The sequence below is a fragment of the Sphingobium sp. AntQ-1 genome (genome assembly GCF_028538045.1).
Taxonomy (GTDB): Bacteria; Pseudomonadota; Alphaproteobacteria; order Sphingomonadales; family Sphingomonadaceae; genus Sphingobium; species Sphingobium cupriresistens.
In genome coordinates this window covers 392,131-408,344 of the sequence record NZ_CP117159.1, presented here as the reverse complement: position 1 = coordinate 408,344, position 16,214 = coordinate 392,131, and the positions used below count along the sequence as shown (strand labels likewise).

The 16,214-nt window shown below is 63.5% G+C and carries 13 protein-coding genes; 3 read left to right on the top strand and 10 right to left on the bottom strand.

Translation table 11 applies throughout. The annotated features are described in order from the left end of the window. Positions 1 to 16: 16 nt before the first annotated feature. On the bottom strand, positions 17 to 901 hold the full coding sequence (locus sphantq_RS20780) for a LysR family transcriptional regulator (RefSeq protein WP_272800303.1): 885 nt from the start codon (positions 899 to 901) through the stop codon (positions 17 to 19). Positions 902 to 1,001: 100 nt separating this feature from the next. On the opposite strand from sphantq_RS20780, the gene sphantq_RS20775 reads away from it, so the two are divergent. Then, on the top strand, positions 1,002 to 2,501 hold the full coding sequence (locus sphantq_RS20775) for a CoA-acylating methylmalonate-semialdehyde dehydrogenase (protein WP_066608217.1): 1,500 nt from the start codon (positions 1,002 to 1,004) through the stop codon (positions 2,499 to 2,501). Between the two features lie 402 nt (positions 2,502 to 2,903). Continuing rightward, positions 2,904 to 4,802: a bifunctional sugar phosphate isomerase/epimerase/4-hydroxyphenylpyruvate dioxygenase family protein gene (locus tag sphantq_RS20770; RefSeq protein ID WP_272800302.1), complete on the top strand. Its 1,899-nt coding sequence runs from the start codon at positions 2,904 to 2,906 to the stop codon at positions 4,800 to 4,802. 51 nt (positions 4,803 to 4,853) lie between these two features. Here sphantq_RS20770 and sphantq_RS20765 read toward each other — a convergent pair whose 3' ends face one another. The 9 genes from sphantq_RS20765 to sphantq_RS20725 all read right to left on the bottom strand — a co-directional run bounded on the left by sphantq_RS20765 (position 4,854) and on the right by sphantq_RS20725 (position 15,574). Next, positions 4,854 to 6,152, bottom strand: coding sequence for a carbohydrate porin (locus sphantq_RS20765; protein WP_272800301.1), 1,299 nt, complete (start codon positions 6,150 to 6,152; stop codon positions 4,854 to 4,856). Continuing rightward, on the bottom strand, positions 6,149 to 7,045 hold the full coding sequence (locus sphantq_RS20760) for a shikimate dehydrogenase (RefSeq protein ID WP_272800300.1): 897 nt from the start codon (positions 7,043 to 7,045) through the stop codon (positions 6,149 to 6,151). The genes sphantq_RS20765 and sphantq_RS20760 overlap by 4 nt, the downstream gene beginning before the upstream one ends. A gap of 25 nt (positions 7,046 to 7,070) precedes the next feature. Further along, entirely contained in the window at positions 7,071 to 8,435 is a 1,365-nt protein-coding gene (locus tag sphantq_RS20755; RefSeq protein ID WP_272800299.1) for an MFS transporter, read from the bottom strand. A gap of 156 nt (positions 8,436 to 8,591) precedes the next feature. Further along, complete coding sequence (locus sphantq_RS20750) at positions 8,592 to 9,176, bottom strand: LysR substrate-binding domain-containing protein (protein ID WP_272800298.1); 585 nt, start codon at positions 9,174 to 9,176, stop codon at positions 8,592 to 8,594. Further along, complete coding sequence (locus tag sphantq_RS20745; RefSeq protein ID WP_272800297.1) at positions 9,152 to 9,493, bottom strand: LysR family transcriptional regulator; 342 nt, start codon at positions 9,491 to 9,493, stop codon at positions 9,152 to 9,154. Before sphantq_RS20745 ends, sphantq_RS20750 begins: the two co-directional genes overlap by 25 nt. Before the next feature lie 78 nt (positions 9,494 to 9,571). Continuing rightward, positions 9,572 to 10,723: a hybrid sensor histidine kinase/response regulator gene (locus sphantq_RS20740; RefSeq protein ID WP_066608239.1), complete on the bottom strand. Its 1,152-nt coding sequence runs from the start codon at positions 10,721 to 10,723 to the stop codon at positions 9,572 to 9,574. Then, positions 10,720 to 11,295 carry a chemotaxis protein CheB gene (locus tag sphantq_RS20735; RefSeq protein ID WP_272800296.1) on the bottom strand — a complete coding sequence of 192 codons (576 nt, stop codon included), beginning with the start codon at positions 11,293 to 11,295 and terminating at the stop codon, positions 10,720 to 10,722. Before sphantq_RS20735 ends, sphantq_RS20740 begins: the two co-directional genes overlap by 4 nt. Further along, positions 11,292 to 12,143 (bottom strand): CheR family methyltransferase, encoded by an 852-nt coding sequence (locus tag sphantq_RS20730; RefSeq protein ID WP_408021517.1) that lies wholly within the window; start codon positions 12,141 to 12,143, stop codon positions 11,292 to 11,294. The genes sphantq_RS20735 and sphantq_RS20730 overlap by 4 nt, the downstream gene beginning before the upstream one ends. Next, a complete protein-coding gene (locus tag sphantq_RS20725; protein ID WP_272800295.1) occupies positions 12,128 to 15,574 on the bottom strand; it encodes a response regulator in 3,447 nt (1,148 codons plus the stop codon). The genes sphantq_RS20730 and sphantq_RS20725 overlap by 16 nt, the downstream gene beginning before the upstream one ends. Positions 15,575 to 15,828: 254 nt before the next feature. Here sphantq_RS20725 and sphantq_RS20720 point away from each other — a divergent pair, with 254 nt between their 5' ends. Beyond that, the gene (locus sphantq_RS20720) at positions 15,829 to 16,143 is read left to right on the top strand and encodes a substrate-binding domain-containing protein (RefSeq protein WP_129925820.1); all 315 of its coding nucleotides are present in this window, start codon (positions 15,829 to 15,831) and stop codon (positions 16,141 to 16,143) included. Positions 16,144 to 16,214: the final 71 nt, after the last annotated feature.

Sequence of the window (16,214 nt, the reverse complement as noted above, 5' to 3'; positions counted from 1 at the left end):
GCAGGTGATCGCGCGATCAGAGCTGATCGCGCAGGGTCCGCATCACCTCGTCCAGGAAATCGACCACCGCCCGGACACGCGGCAATCCCTCCAGGTCGGCGTGCATCACCAGCCAGTAGCTGCGCCGCGCCGCCATCTCCGCCGGCAGGATTTGGATCAGCCGATCGTCCTGCGCCGACGCGAAGACATGGAGCATGCCCAGCCCCATGCCGGCCGCGACCGCTGCATGTTGGGCCGCGCTCGAACTGGCGCGAAAGCGGATTTGCGCGCCGGGCAGCAATTCGTCGAGCGCGATCATTTCGGGAAATCCGGCCAGATCGTCGATATAGGATACAAAGCCGTGTCGGGCGAGGTCGGCGCGACTTTCCGGCATTCCCTCTCGCTCCAGATAGTCGCGCGAACCGTAGAGAGCGAGGCGATAATCCACCAATTTGCGCGTCACCAGCCGTCCCTTGGGCGGCGGATTGAGCATCACCGCAATGTCCGCCTCCCGCTTGGAGAGACTCGCCGCGCGGCTTTCCGACGCCAGTTCCAGCGTCAGCCGGGGGTGGCGCGCGCGTAACGTCGCGACATGGGGTGCCACCAGATGCGCGGCGCAGGCTTCGGGCGTCGCCAGCCGCACTATGCCTTCGACATCGCGGTCGCGCCCCTCTACGCTGCTGATCGCCGCCAGCAACTCGCTCTCGATCCGTTCGGCATGGCCGACCAGCGCGAAGGCGGCGGGCGTGGGCATCACCCCGCGAGGCGATCGATCAAACAGCCGCGCGCCCAGCGTGCGCTCCATATTGGTCATGCGCCGGGCGACCGTACTATGGTCCACGCCGATACGGCGCGCGGCGGCCAACATATTGCCTTCACGCATCACGGCCAGGAACAGGCGCAGTTCGTCGGAATTAAGCATAGGTAAATTCGCACAACCATTGTGTTAATGGGCTTGTATATCTGCAAAGCCGGTGGGTCTATAGCGCTGTCATTGCATCGTCTGGAGAGGATCAAAAATCATGCGTTCCATCAGCCATTTCATTCACGGGGAAAGCGTGTCCTTCCCCGGCGCGCGCCTCTCGGACGTGTTGGACCCGTCCACCGGCGCGGTGCAGGCGCAGGTCGGCCTGGCTACGCCATCGCAGCTGCAAAAGGCGATGGATTCCGCGCTGTCGGCGCAACCGGACTGGGCTGCAACCAATCCGCAGCGCCGCGCCCGCGTAATGTTTCGCTTCAAAGAGCTGATCGAGGCTAATCTGGACGATATGGCGCGGATGCTGTCATCCGAACATGGCAAAGTTATCGCCGACGCCAGAGGCGATATTCAGCGTGGGCTGGAAGTGGTGGAGTTCGCCTGCGGCATCCCGCATCTGCTGAAGGGCGATTATACCGAAGGCGCCGGGCCCGGCATCGACGTCTATTCGATCCGTCAGCCCCTGGGTATCGTCGCGGGCATCACTCCATTCAACTTTCCTGCCATGATTCCGCTGTGGATGAGCGCGATGGCGATCGCCTGCGGCAATGCGTTCATCCTCAAGCCATCCGAGCGCGATCCGTCGGTGCCGGTCCGACTGGCTGAACTGGCTCTGGAGGCAGGCCTGCCCGCGGGCATCCTGAACGTCGTCCATGGCGACAAGGAAATCGTCGACGCCATCCTCGACCACCCCGACATAAAGGCGGTCAGCTTCGTCGGGTCGTCTGACATCGCCAATTATGTCTATCAGCGCGCCGCCGCCAACGGCAAGCGCGCCCAGTGCATGGGTGGCGCGAAAAACCATGGCATCATCCTGCCCGATGCGGACATGGACCAGGCGGTCGCCGACATCGTTGGCGCGGCCTATGGTTCGGCGGGCGAGCGCTGCATGGCGCTGCCGGTCGTGACCCCGGTGGGCGAAGCGACGGCTGAAATCTTCCGCACCAAGCTGATTGCTGCGATCGAGACGCTGCGCCCTGGCATCCCCAGCGATCCCGACGCGCAATATGGCCCGCTTGTCACTGGCCAGCATAAGGCGCGGGTGGAGAGCTACATCCAGATGGCGGCCGATGAAGGCGCGGAAATCGTGGTGGATGGCCGCGGCTTCCAGCTCCAGGGTTATGAGGACGGTTTTTACCTCGCGCCCACGCTGATCGACCGGGTCACGCCGCAGATGAAGAGCTATCAGGACGAGATTTTCGGCCCGGTGCTCCAGATCCTGCGCGCCGAGACGTTCGAGGAAGCGCTGAGCTATCCGAGCAAGCATCAATATGGGAACGGCGTCGCCATCTTTACCCGCAACGGCGATTATGCCCGCAAATTCGCGGCGCAGGTCGAAGTCGGCATGGTCGGTATCAACGTGCCTATCCCGGTGCCGGTCGCCTATCACAGCTTTGGCGGCTGGAAGCGTTCAGGCTTTGGCGATCTCGACCAATATGGCGAGGACGGCGTGCGATTCTACACCCGCAACAAGAAGATCACCCAGCGCTGGCCGACCGGCGGCGCAGTTGTGGACCAGAGCTTCGTAATTCCGACGATGAAGTAAACTGCGCGGGGGGATGGTCGCTTCGGCCGCGATCATCTCCCTTTGGACCACGGCCGGGGCTTCGATCAACCCGCCGTCTGGCGCCACGATATTACCAGATATCCCAGCCTGTTACTGTCGACATCGTCGGCCTGATCGGCATGATCCGACTCATCGCGCAGCCCTGCGTCAAAGAGTTGATTATGTTGCCCTCTTTATCGTACGTTCGTTCATGCTGGCCGGGCTGCTCTCTACGTCCGCCATCGTCATGGCTGCGCCACCCGACATCGCCCGCGTCAGCGCTGACATCAAGACGCTCTCCAGTGATCCTCTGCTATAACCATAAGCTATGCCCCGGTCATTTCGGCCCGATTGCCGATGTCGACCGAGGCCACGACTATGACGGCTTGATAAGGAGCCGCCATGTCCCCCACCCTGCCCCAGAACGCCATCGCCACCGTGTCGCTACGCGGCACATTGGAGGAAAAGCTGAAGGCGGCGGCCGTCGCCGGTTTCGCCGGGGTCGAGATTTTCGAGAATGACCTGATCGGCTCCGCCCTCGCCCCGTATGAGGTCCGCGCGATGCTGGACGATCTGGGCCTGGCCTGTATGCTCTACCAGCCGTTTCGCGATTTCGAGGGGATGCCGGGCGACCTGCGCCGCCGCGCCTTCGACCGGGCGAAGGCCAAGTTCGACCTGATGGATGAACTGGGCGCCGATCGCATCCTTATCTGCTCCAGTTGCAACCCCGCGGCGCTGGGCGAGCGGGAGCGCATCGTCGATGATTTCCGCGAACTGGGCGATATCGCGCAGCAACGCGGCATCATCCTGGGCTATGAAGCGCTCGCCTGGGGCCGGCATGTCAAGGACCATCGCGACGCCTGGGCCATCGTGGAGGCGGTCGACCATCCCCATGTGGGCATCATCCTCGACAGCTTCCATTCCTTGTCGCGCAATATCCCAAACGATAGCATCCGCGCCATAACTGGCGACAAGATCGCCTTCGTCCAATTGGCCGACGCGCCGTTGCTGAACATGGACCTGCTCTACTGGAGCCGCCATTTCCGTAACCTGCCGGGTCAGGGCGGGCTGGATGTCGAAGGCTTCGTGGCGGAAATATTGCGCACCGGATATGACGGGCCATTGAGCCTGGAAATCTTCAACGACCGGTTCCGCTCCAATGCCGCGCGGCTGGTCGCCGAAGATGGCTGCCGGTCGCTCGACTATGTGCGTGACGCGGCGAAGCGACTGATCGATCAACCCACCGATATGCCAGCGCCACAACCCGTGCTGAGCGCCGAATTCGTCGAATTCACCGCAGATGGTCGCGATGCCGCGCGCCTGGGCAGCAATTTCGCGACGCTGGGCTTCACGCTGGTCGGCGAGCATCGCCACAAGAAGGTGACACGCTGGCGGCAGGGCGGCGTCAATCTGGTCATCAATGCGGAGCCCAAGGGTTTCGCCAGCGCCTATCGCGCGGCGCAGGGCACGGCGATCTGCGCGATAGGCGTGCGGGTGAAGGACAAGGCGGCGGTGCTGGCTCGCGCCGCGGCGCTGGGCATCAAGGCCTATAGCCCCGAAGGCCGGCCCGGTCGCCTCGCCATGCCGGCGCTGCGCGGGGTGGGCGGCAGCCTAGTCTATTTGATCGACGCGGACGAGGTCGAGGGATTGTGGGCGCGCGAATTTCACGCGACGGATGGCGATGCGGGGGTGGTCGGTGCTGACGCCCGCAGCATCGATCACCTCGCTGCCGTCGTCCATAATGACGAATTTCTGTCGTGGCAGCTCTACTGGCGCGCCCTGTTCGGGCTGGAAGCGCGGGCGGCGCAAGATGTGATCGACCCTTCGGGCCTCGTCCACAGCCAGGCGCTGCAATCGGCGGACGGCGCGTTCCGGGTCACAATCAATGCGACGGATGCGCGTGAGACATTGTCCGCCCGCTTTCTGGACCATGGCATTGGCGGCGGCTATCAGCATGTCGCATTGATCACCGATGATATCTTCGCGACGGCGCAGGCGCTGCGCGACGAAGGCGCGGCGATGCTGGATATACCCGTCAACTATCATGCCGATCTGGCCGCCCGCTTCGATCTGGACGATGCGATGATCGCCCGCATGGCCGACCTTGGCATCCTCTATGACGAGGATAGCGACGGCGCGGGCTTCTGGCAGCTTTATAGCCGCGCGTTCGACAAATTGTTCTTCTTCGAATTCGTCCAGCGCGCCAATGGTTATGCCGGTTATGGCGCGCCCAATGCCGGAGTGCGGCTGGCAGCGCAGAACCGGTTCAGGCCAGAAGCGACGCCGACGGCAACGCTGTAAATCAGCCCCTCTTTCCGTGCGTCGGAGCAAAGGGAGATCGGGCTTGATCCGTCAGAAGATGAACTTGATGGTCGCGCCCGCCACCAGCGCGTCCGGATAAAGGTTCGTTGCGCCGACGCGGTGGATATATTGGAGGTTGGGACGCAGCAGCAATTGCCGGGTCGCCTGCCACCCATAGAAAATCTCGCCGCTGACCTCATGGGTCTGCACCGCGACATTCTGGCCCAGTGCGACTTGGTCACGCTGCCGATCCGTGATCCGAGGATTTACCCTGGCATAGACAAGCCCCAGCCGGAAATTATCCTTGGGCCGGCTGTCCCACAAACCGCGCGCGACGAAGCCGCCGCTGACGAAAATGGGCACCCGCGCCGTGTGGCGATCCGACAGGGTGGCCGTGCCGAACAGGCTGAGGCCGCGATCGCCCGGCCCGAAGCGGACCACCATCTTTTCCGCCATCGCCCAGGCGCTCCACCGTTCCTGCCGCATGGCCGGGGCGAGGCCCGACAGAATATAGGAATCTCCGTTCATATCATCGCGCACGTCGGCGCGGTCGGTCGTGTCCACCAGCGCCCCGATGCGAACCAGGCCCGGCAGCCCGCCAATCGCCTGCCCCGTCTTCCAGCCCAGTTCTACCGGGAGCACGAAACTGTCGAAACGCGGCGCCAGCTTCCAGCCTGCCCCGGTCTGGGCGCGGAAAGCGTTCACTTCGAACCCCGCGACCGTCACGGTCAGGTTCGGCGCAATCTCCTGCCGGACGCGCACGCCCCAGCGCGGGATCGGGAAGCCCGAAAAGCCGCTGTTATAAAATAGCGTGGTCGGGCGCGGGCAGAAGGCGAAATTCTGGAACTGGCAGCCGCTGGGCAAGGTCGCGAAATCGTCGCCAGTATGATAGAGACCGAATTTGAGCGCGGTCTTGCCGCCATTGAGCTTCTGCTCATAGCTGAGTTCAGCCGGGCGTAAATCCTGCCCGCCACCGAATAATTCCTGCACCTCGAACAGGTTGCCAAGGCGTGTCGCGGTCAGATCCTCCCCCTTGCGGTGGATGATCGTCGCGATGATCTTGCCGCCATCCAGGCCGAACGCCTTGCCGGTGTCGATCGCGGCGGAGGCGAGCAATTGCTGGGTGTAGGCCGCGCCGCCGTCGCGCCCGCCCGTGATGGACGCGGCGCTTTCGGACACGTAGGAGAAGGTCAGCTCGACGCCCTTGTCCTTCAACCGCGCGCGCCAGCCGGGTTTGTCGGCCGGCGGCGACGGCGCCGGAGTCTGAGGACCGGCGGACGGCCCCTGCAATTGCCGCGCGGCGACAACCGGCACGGCGATAACGATGGCGGGCGGACTGTCGGCGATCATGCGGCGCCCTTTCGATCGCTGAAACTGTCGAAAGCACGCAGCATTCGCGCGGTATCAGGCTCAACGCCAGTGAACAGCACAAAAGCGTGGGCGGCCTGCATCACAGCCATGCCGCCGCCATTCAGCGTCGCGCAGCCTTTGGCCGAAGCTGCCTGGAGCAATTGGGTTTCCAGCGGGAAATAGATGATGTCCGATACCCATTGATCGGGCGCCAGCAAGGCAGGGTCGAACGGCAGGCCCGGATGGCTGAGCATCCCGATCGGCGAACATTGGACGATGCCATCTGCGCCGCGAACGGCGTCTGCAGCCGACAGCGCCGCCTTCACCTGGGCTTGCGTGAACAGCGTGCCCAGCCGATCGGCAAGCGCGCTCGCCCGTTCCGGCGCGGGGTCCATGATCGTAATGTTCTGCGCGCCGAGGTCGAGATGGGCGTAGCCGATCGCCGCCGCCGCGCCGCCCGCGCCGATCAGCGCGACATGGGCCCGCGGCCGATCGCCAAGGCCCGCCAGAAAATGCGCGCGATAGCCAGACCAGTCCGTATTGTCGCCATGGCGCTTGCCATCGCGGAACAGGATGGTGTTGACCGCACCCAAGGCTCTCGCCGCGTCGGACAGGCTGTCGACCAACGGCATCACCGCCTGCTTGAAGGGATGGGTCACGTTGATCCCGTCAAAACCCATGCCGACCAGCATGTCGAGCAGGCCCGGCAGGCCGTCCGCGTCATAGCCCATCACTTCCCCGTCGAGGATGCGATACACCATCGGCAGGCCCAGCGCGCGGGCTTCGCCTTCGTGCATCTCCGGGCTGCGCGATCCAGCGATGCCTCTGCCGATCAGGCCACAGAGGATGGACGCGCGGGATGAGCCCGCATCGGCGGGGGAAGCGAAGGACATGGCGATGATCCTTGGATGAAGCGGTTCAGGCGGCTTTGGGCAGGCGGATCAGCGAGGCGCAAATCCCCGCCAGCACCACCGGCACCGCAAAGATGCCGAAGATGACCGGCAGCGAGACTTTGGCGGCGAGCAGGACGCCGCCCAGCATCGGGCCGATCACCGCCCCAATCCGGCCGACGCCCATCGCCCAACCGATACCAGTGCCGCGCGCTTCGGGCGGATAGAGGCTGGCGGCGAGCGGATAGCAGCCGTTGAAGCCGCCCTGCACGAACACACCGATCAGGAAGGCGGTGCCGAGCGTCGCGGCCAGCGGCATGGCGACCGACCCGAAGACCGTTAGCGCCACGGCCGCCAGCGCCATATAGACCAGGATCAGGCGGCGCAGGTCGAAATGCATGGCGACCAGGCCGATCGAGGATGTGCCGATGAAAGCGCCGATATTGTAGATCGCGCCGGCATAGATGGCGTCCTTCGCGGGCAGGCCAGCCTCGACCGCCAGCTTGGGAATCCAGCTGATGACGAAATAGAGCGTCATGAAGCTGAAGGTGATCGCCAGCCACAACAGGATGGTGCTGCGCGCGCGCCCTTCGGTCAGCAGGCCACGCACGCCGGCGTGGCGGGTTTCGCTGACATCCTGCGGCGGCAGCGCATCGAGTTGCGGCTGGCCGATCGAGGCGAGCAGCCGGTTGGCCTTTTGCAACGCCCCCTTGGGCTGGCGGCTGAGCAGGAAGGCGATCGATTCGGGCAGCACCGGCCAGACGATCGGGATGGCGATGGCGCACAGGGCGGCGGCGGCGAGCAGCATCGCCTGCCAGCCATGTTCCGACAAATGGCTGGCGACGACAAAGCCGGTGAGCGTCGCCCCGACGGGATAGCCCGCCTGGAGGAAGCCGACCGCGAAGGTGCGATGCTTCGTCGGCGCATATTCGGCGGTCAGCGCCGCCATGCTGGCCAGCACCGTGCCGATGCCGATGCCGATGATGAAGCGGCTGGCGATCAGTTCGCCGATCGAGGTGGCAATGCCGGACGCGAACATCGCGGCGGCCATCATGACCAGCGAGGCGAGGATCAGCTTGCGGCGGCCAAAGCGATCCGCCAGCGGCGCGATGAGCAGGCCGCCCGCGGCCATGCCGGCTAGGCCAGCGCTGAAGACGACGTCCAGGCTTTCAGGGCTGACCTGCCAATCGCTCGACAGGGCCGGCGCGATATAGGACAGGATCAGCACGTCCATGCCGTCCAGCATATTGAGGATGAAGCAGGTCGCAACGACCAGTATCTGACGCGCAGTCCAGACGCTGTCCGACGCCAATGCCGATATGGGCGTGGCGGGATTGTCCACGGTCACATAGGGCCGGACAGATACGGTGCCGCTGGCGGAATAGCTGGCCATCGAAGAAACGCCTTTCATCCTCTCGCGGGGCGAACCATGCCCCATAGCTCGAACCAACCCGGTGCCGTATCTGGTTCTATTCTGCGGGTCTGGCCACCATGTTGCGATTGACCCTTGCTTTCCAGAGCCTCAAACACGGTCGTCCATGCTATTATGTTATGGCTTTGGGCGGGGAACGCTCAACAATATGGTGCGGGCGATCTCTTCGAACGTCTCGCCGATGATCGCGCGCGGCGATTCCAGATTGCGGTTGATATAGACCGGCAGCGTTCCAGGATCGTCAAACTCCAGGAAGCGCACCGTTTCGGCATGAGCCTGCATCGCGGTGAAGCTGTCCACCAAGGCCACGCCCATGCCGTTGGCGACGAAGGCCACCGCTGTTTCGGCGAAGCGGATATAAGTCTCCACGTCCAGCGCCTGCCCCGCCCGCGCGAACATGTCGGCGATAATGCGGCCGTGCGGCGTGTCCGGGCGGAAGGATTGCAGCTGTTCGCCGGCGATGTCGGCGACGCTGATCCGCGTGCGGTCGGCTAGTCGGTGGCTGGTGGGCACCGCGCACACCATCCGCCCCGCGCCGATCCGGCTCGACAGGATGTTGGGGTGGTCGATCGGGAAGACGCTCAGTGCATAGTCGCCCCGCTGCAACGCCAGATAATCCGACGCCTGCTCGACCGACAATATGTCGAACTGAATGGTGAGGCCGGGATAGTTGGCGGTCAGCCGGGCCAGCATCCTGGGCACCACGGAATGGCCGAGCGAGGGCGACGCGCCGACGCGAAAGGTCCGGTCCTCGCCCTTGGCCAGCCGCTTGATGACATGGTTGAGGTCTTCGAAGCCCTTATAGACATGCTCGATTTCCTGAACAGCACCCGCGCTTCATGGGTCGGCACCAATCGGCCGCGCGTCCGGTCGAACAGCCGGAAATGCAGCTTGTCCTCCATATGGCCAAGCATACGGCTGAGGCCCGGCTGCGACGTGCCGAGCATCTGCGCGGCGGCGCTAACCGTCTTGGCGATCATGATGGCGCGGAATATTTCGATCTGGCGCAGGGTGAGCATGGTGCCTCCCTAGCATCGTCTGCCCGCGACAGCCACGGCGGCCGTGCGCCGGATTCAGTCCATGGTTCAGGCCATGGTTCAGGCCACCAGCGCCTCAACCGTCGGCAGCCGTACTTGGAAGATGCTGCCCTCGCCGGGGATGCTGTGCTTGAGCGACAGCGCGCCGCCGTGCAGCGCCACCAGTTGCCGGACCAGCGCCAGCCCGATGCCAAGGCCATCCTGCGCATCGCCCGCCGGGCGATTCACCTGCGCGAACAGGTCGAAAATCCGGGCCTGCATGTCCGGCGCGATGCCGATGCCGGTATCGGCCACCTCTATCTCCGCCCAGCCATCCACGACGCGCACGGTCAGGCGCACTTCACCACCAGGCGGCGTATATTTGGCGGCATTGTTAAGCAGGTTGCTGGCGATCTGGACGATGCGGGCATAATCGGCGTCGATCCAGATCGGATCGTCGGCGATGTCGATGACCAGCCGGTGTTGCGCCGCCTCGATCGTCGGCTGGCAGGTTTCCACGGCGAAGGCGAGGGCGTCCTGTAGCAGGATATGCTGCGTCTTGAGCGAAATCTTGCCCTGGTCGATGCGGGCGATGTCGAGGATATCTTCGATCAAGCGGGACAGATGATGGACATGCCGGCCCATCCGCCCCCGAACGTCGCGCGCGGCGTCCGTGCCTTCGCGCTTTTCCAACAGGTGCAGGCCCGCACCCAGCGCGGCGATCGGGTTGCGCAATTCATGTCCCAGTATCGCCAGAAATTCATTTTTGCGCCGATCGGCCACCTGCAATGCCGCAGCGAGCGACGCCAGTTCGTCACGCTGCGCGATGATCTGCCGACGCTGATCGTATAGGTCGAAGAAGATCGCGGCCTTCGACCGCAAGATATCGGCTTCGATCGGCTTCTGGATGAAGTCAACCGCCCCTGCCCCATAGCCGCGGAAACGGCGCTGAAGATCGGCGCTGCCCGCGGTCACGAAGATGATCGGCACATGGCGGGTACGGTCGTTGCCCCGCATATATTCGGCCAGTTCGAATCCGTCCATGCCGGGCATCTGAACGTCGAGCAAGGCGAGGGCGACCTCGTGGACCAGCAGCAGTTCCAACGCTTCCTCCCCTGACCGGGCCTTTAGGCATATCAGTCCGTCGCGCTGCAAAAGTGCTTCAAGCGCCAGCAGATTTTCCTCAAGGTCGTCGACCAGCAGGCAATAAAGGGGATGCGTGTCGCTCGTCATGTCGTCGCCAGTGTCAGAAGATAGAAAATCATGTCGTCCAGGGTCATGGCGCTTGCCGACGGGCAGGCCGCGAGCGCCGCCGCCGGCATGGTCGCCACCTGCGCTTCGGCCGGTTCCTGCGCGATGGCGAAGCCGCCGGCATCGGCCACGGCCGCCAGGCCTGCCGCGCCGTCATGATTGGCGCCGGTGAGGACGATTCCAGCAAGCGCAGGACCATAGGCGTCCGCCGCGCTTTGCAGCAGCACGTCGATCGCCGGGCGGCTGTGGTTCACCGGCTCGTCCCAGGACAAGGCAAGCGAACGGTCGGCCTCCACCAGCAGATGATAGTCCGAAGGCGCGAAATAGATCGTTCCCGCCGCGATCGGTTCCTTGTCCTCCGCTTCCCGGACCGGCAGCGGGCATTTGGACTGGAACAGAGCGACCAGCGCATTGCTCCGATCAGGCGGCACATGGACGACGATCAGCACCGGCAGCGGAAAATCGGCGGGCAGCGCGGGCAAGATCCGCAGCAATGCCTGAACGGCGCCAGCCGACGCGCCGATCGCGATCGCCTCCATCGGCTGCGCGTTCATGGCTCCCGTCTCTGGTAGATTTTTTCTTCCCGCACGAAATCCGCGAAAGACGGCGCGTGGCTGGAAAAGCGCAGGCTCTCCTTCGACCCCAAGCCCAGAAAGCCTTTTCGCGTGAGCGAGTCGCGAAACAGGCCGAGCGCCCGGTCCTGCAAATCGCGATCGAAATAGATGAGGACGTTGCGGCACGAAATGAGATGCATTTCGGCAAAGACCGCGTCGGTCACCAGACTATGATCGGAAAAGACGACCTGCGACCGCAGGCCCTTGTCGAACACCGCGCGACCATAATCCGCGGTATAATAATCCGACAGCGACGAGCGGGAGCCCGACTGCTGATGATTTTCGGTGAATTTGCGAATCTGATCGAGCGGATAGACGCCTGCTTCCGCAGCCTGGAGCGCGTCGGGATTGATGTCGGTCGCATAGAAGAGCGTGCGCTGGTCCAGCCCCTCTTCGCGGAACAGGATGGACAGCGAATAAAGTTCTTCGCCATTGCTGCACCCCGCTACCCACACCTTGAGCGAGGGATAGGTCCGCAAATGCGGGATCACCTTTTCCCGCAAGGCGCGGAAATAACTGGGATCGCGAAACATCTCGCTGACCTGCACAGTCAGATAGTTGAGCAGGCGCGGCAACGTCGCGGGATCGTGCAGCAGATGATCCTGCATGGCGGAAAAGCTGGCGAAGCCCAATTGCCCGCGCGCCTGAACCAGGCGGCGCTTGATCGACGCGCGCGCATAATGGCGAAAGTCATAATGATAGCGTTGGTACAGCGCCTCCAGCAGCAGCTGGATTTCGATATCCTCGACGCCGGCCTGCATCTGGCCCTGCATTATCGCGGCATCCATACGCGCACCAGCGAGAGCAGTTTATCAACGTCGATAGGCTTGGCCATATAGTCGTTAGCGCCCGCCTCCAGGCAGCGCTGCTGATCGTCGGGCATCGCCTTGGCGGTCAGCATCAGGATCGGCAGCGCCGCCCAACGGGGATCGCTGCGCAATACGCGGGTGGCGGTCAGTCCATCCATCACCGGCATCATCACGTCCATGAGGACCAGATCGATGCCCTTTACAGGATCGTCCACAGACGCCGCCAGCGCATCGATCGCCTCCTGCCCGTTGCGCGCAATCTGGACCGCCGCGCCGCGCGGTTCCAGCACGCTGGTCAGCGAATAGACGTTGCGCACGTCATCCTCGACGATGAGGATTCGGCGCCCTTCCAACGCGGCATCGCGATTGCGGGCCTTCTGGATCATCTTGCGCTGTTCGGGCGGCAGTTCCGATACGATCTGGTGCAGGAACAGCGACACCTCGTCCAGCAGCCTTTCGGGCGACTTGGCGCCCTTGATGATAATCGAGCTGGAATAGCGGCGCAGGCGCTGCTCGTCGTCGGGCGACAGGTCGTGGCCGGTATAGACGATGACCGGCGGGAAGCCATGATCCCCCTCCTCGCTCAGCGTCTCCAGCAGAGCAAATCCCGACGTATCCGGCAGGCTCAGGTCCAGCACCATGCAGTCGAACGTGTGCTGGCGCAGCTGTTCCAGACATTCCGCCGCGGTGCCCACGCCGACCGTTTCCACGTCGTCGGTCAACAGCAGCCGCGCAACGGCGTCACGCTGGACCGGATCATCCTCGACAATAAGGACGCGGCGGACCCGCGTTGCCAGCTTGGCGTGCAGATTTTCCAGCACTTGCGCCAGTTGTTCGCGCTTCACCGGCTTCACCAGATACCCGACCGCACCGAGTGACAGCGCGGCCTGGCTATGGTCGGACGCAGACACGACATGGATGGGAATATGGCGCGTCGCATCATCATGCTTGAGCCGGTCGAGCACGGTCAGCCCGGACTGGTCGGGCAGGCCGAGATCCAGCACGACGGCGCTCGGCTTATATTCCCGCGCCAGCTTCACAGCCTCCTCCGCGGTGCCGGCAATGATGCACTGGAAGCCCAGGTCGCGCGACAATTCGCATACGATCGATGCGAACACCTCGTCATCCTCGATGATCAGGAGCAGGCGGCGCCCTTCGGCGATCGAAGCGCGGTCGTCCTCCACGATCCATTTGGGCTGGTTCGGCGCGCTTCTGGCGGGCGCGGATGCCGCAGGCGCAACCGGCGCGGGTTCGACGCGGGCGGGCGGCGCGGCGGGGGGACGGGACGCAACCGTGGCCGGATCGTAAATAAGCGGCACGATGAGGGTGAAGCTGCTGCCTTCGCCAGGCTTGCTGTCCAGGCTGATGCTGCCGCCAAGCAGACGGGCGAGCTGCCGCGAGATGGAGAGGCCAAGGCCAGTGCCGCCATAACGCCGACTGATCGTGCTGTCGGCCTGATGAAACGCCTCGAAAATATGCCCCTGTTGTTCTTTCGACATGCCGATGCCGGTGTCGGTGACGGCAAGCGCGATCCGATTCCCCTCCACCGGGGACAGGGTCAGGCGCACGCGGCCCTGCTCGGTGAATTTGAAGGCGTTGGACAAAAGGTTCTTGAGGATCTGCTCGATACGCATCCGGTCGGTTTCGATCGCGCGCGGGCAATCGGCCGCTACCTCTATTTCGAAAGCCAGATTACGCGTTTCGGCGACAGGCTGGAACAGCTGGCGCAAATCGCCGACCAGCCGCTGCAATGGCACGGTTTCGGGCTGGACCTGAATATGCCCCGCCTCGATCTTCGACAGGTCGAGAATGTCATTGATGAGCGTAAGGAGATCATTGCCCGACGCTTCGATCGTGCGGGCGAATTTGACCTGATCGTGCGACAGATTGCCATCGGGATTGTCGCCCAACAACTTGGACAGGATCAACAGCGAGTTGAGCGGCGTGCGCAATTCATGCGACATATTGGCCAGGAAATCGGACTTATACTGACTCGCCTGCTCCAGCTCGCGCGCCTTTAACTGCAATGTGCCGGTCGCGCGTTCCAGTTCGTCGCGCTGGTTCTCCAGCGTCTGGGCCTGTTCCTCCAACTGGCTGTTGGTCTGCTCAAGCTCGACCTGCTGCTGTTCCAGCCGGACCTGCGATTCCTTGAGCGCTCGCCCCTGTTCTTCGAGTTCCTCGTTGGAAACGCGCAATTCCTCACTTTGCGCCTGCAACTCGCCCGACTGGCGCTGGGTTTCCTCCAGCGCATCCTGCAATCGCGCGCGAAAGCGGGCAGAGCGCAGGGCGATGCCGATCGCCGGTGACGCATGGTCGAGGAGTTCGAGGACAGCCGGGCTGACCGGCTGGAAAAAGCCCAGTTCCAGCACGGCGTTGACGACCTCGTCCGCCTTGGCCGGGATGATGACAAGATGGCGTGGTCGGTCCCTGCCCAGCGAAGATCCGATGGTCAGATAGCCGTCGGGAACATCCTCTAGCACAAGCGGGGCGCCTTCCGCAGCAACCTGCCCCAGCAGCCCGTCCTTGACCAAAAAGCCGGACGGCATATCCGCGTCGGTCGGCACGCCAAGCGTAGCCACGCGCTGAAAACGCCCTCCTTCGCCTTTGAACAGCGCGCCGCCCTGAAAGCCGAGATAGCGGGCCAGGAAGACAAGGATCGCCTCGCCCAATTCCTCAACCGATTTCTCACCGCCCATCGCCTTGGCCAGGCCTAATTGGCCAGCCTGCAACCATTGCTGGCGCGCGCGGGCGCGGTTGCTGATGCGCATGAGGATGAAGATGACGAGAGTCAGTCCCGCGCCGATCAGGCTGGTTAAGATGCTGGTGGTGATGGCCGTGCGCGACGCGGTCGCCATGTCGTCCATGCGAATCTGGCGCAGCCGCAACTCTTCCTGCGCCATGCCGTTCAATTGCGCCCGGATCGCATCCATTGCCACTTTGCCGCGATCGGTCGCCACCACAGCCAGCGCCGCCGCGACCCCCTGGGTCCGGCGCAGATGGACGGTTTCACGCAATTCCGCTAGTTTGGCGTCGACATGCCGCTTCAGCGCAGCGACATTCGCCTGCTGCGTCGGATTGTCGCGAGTCAGCGTTGCGACAACCTGCATCCGCGCGGTCAGATTCTTCACCGCGCTGTCATAGGGTTCCAAATAGGCCTGGGCGCCGGTCAACAGATAGCCACGCTGTCCGGTTTCCGCATCCTGCGTCGTTGAAAGTAGATCATCGAGCGAGACAAGCACGCTGTGGGTATGGCGGATCGACTCGTCGCTTTGGCGAAGGCTCTGGATGTTGCGATAGGCGATCGCACCGCTGACAAGGAAAAAGGCGAGACCAACGGCCAGTCCCAATGCTGCCCAGATCGATGCGCGCGACAGCGGGCTTGCCGCGAAAGCTGTTTTTCCAATTGCCATGGCCGTTTCGCGTAAAGGGGTCTCAGCCATCCGCCAAGCGATTGTTTTACAGGATCGGCCGGATTGCATACTCACCCGACCCAAAGCTGATCTGTATCAATATGCGGCAGCCCAAGCCGTGTAATGGCCCTGAAAATTGCCGCAAGACTCTCGTGATGATGGCGCGGATATAGTTGCTCGTCAGCGTATCCGGAGCCGGCGCGACTTGCTCTTTATGATCGAAGCGAGTTAGCGGCGAGGGGTCCGCCCCATCAATGACGGAAGTTGCCGGGCACATCGCCGGCGCAGACGGCTCATCCACCAACATGCAGCGTGAACAGGCGTTTTTTGCCTATCTTGCCGAACAGGGCGTGACGGCGCCGGTTCGCGCGGCGGGCGACTATCGGATCGAGGCCGCCACCGCGGCGACCCGACGGTTGCTGGCTGGCAAGGATCGGCCCGACGCGATCTTCTGCGCCAATGACTGCATGGCGATCGCCGCCATCAATGTCGCGCGACATGAGTGCGGATGGGATGTCGGTTGGCAAATCTCGATCGTTGGCTATGACGATGTGCCGATGGCGGCATAGCCTGCCTGTTCCCTGGCCACCTATGCCCAACCCGCCCAGCGCATGGTTGATGAAGTGCTGCGCCTGATACG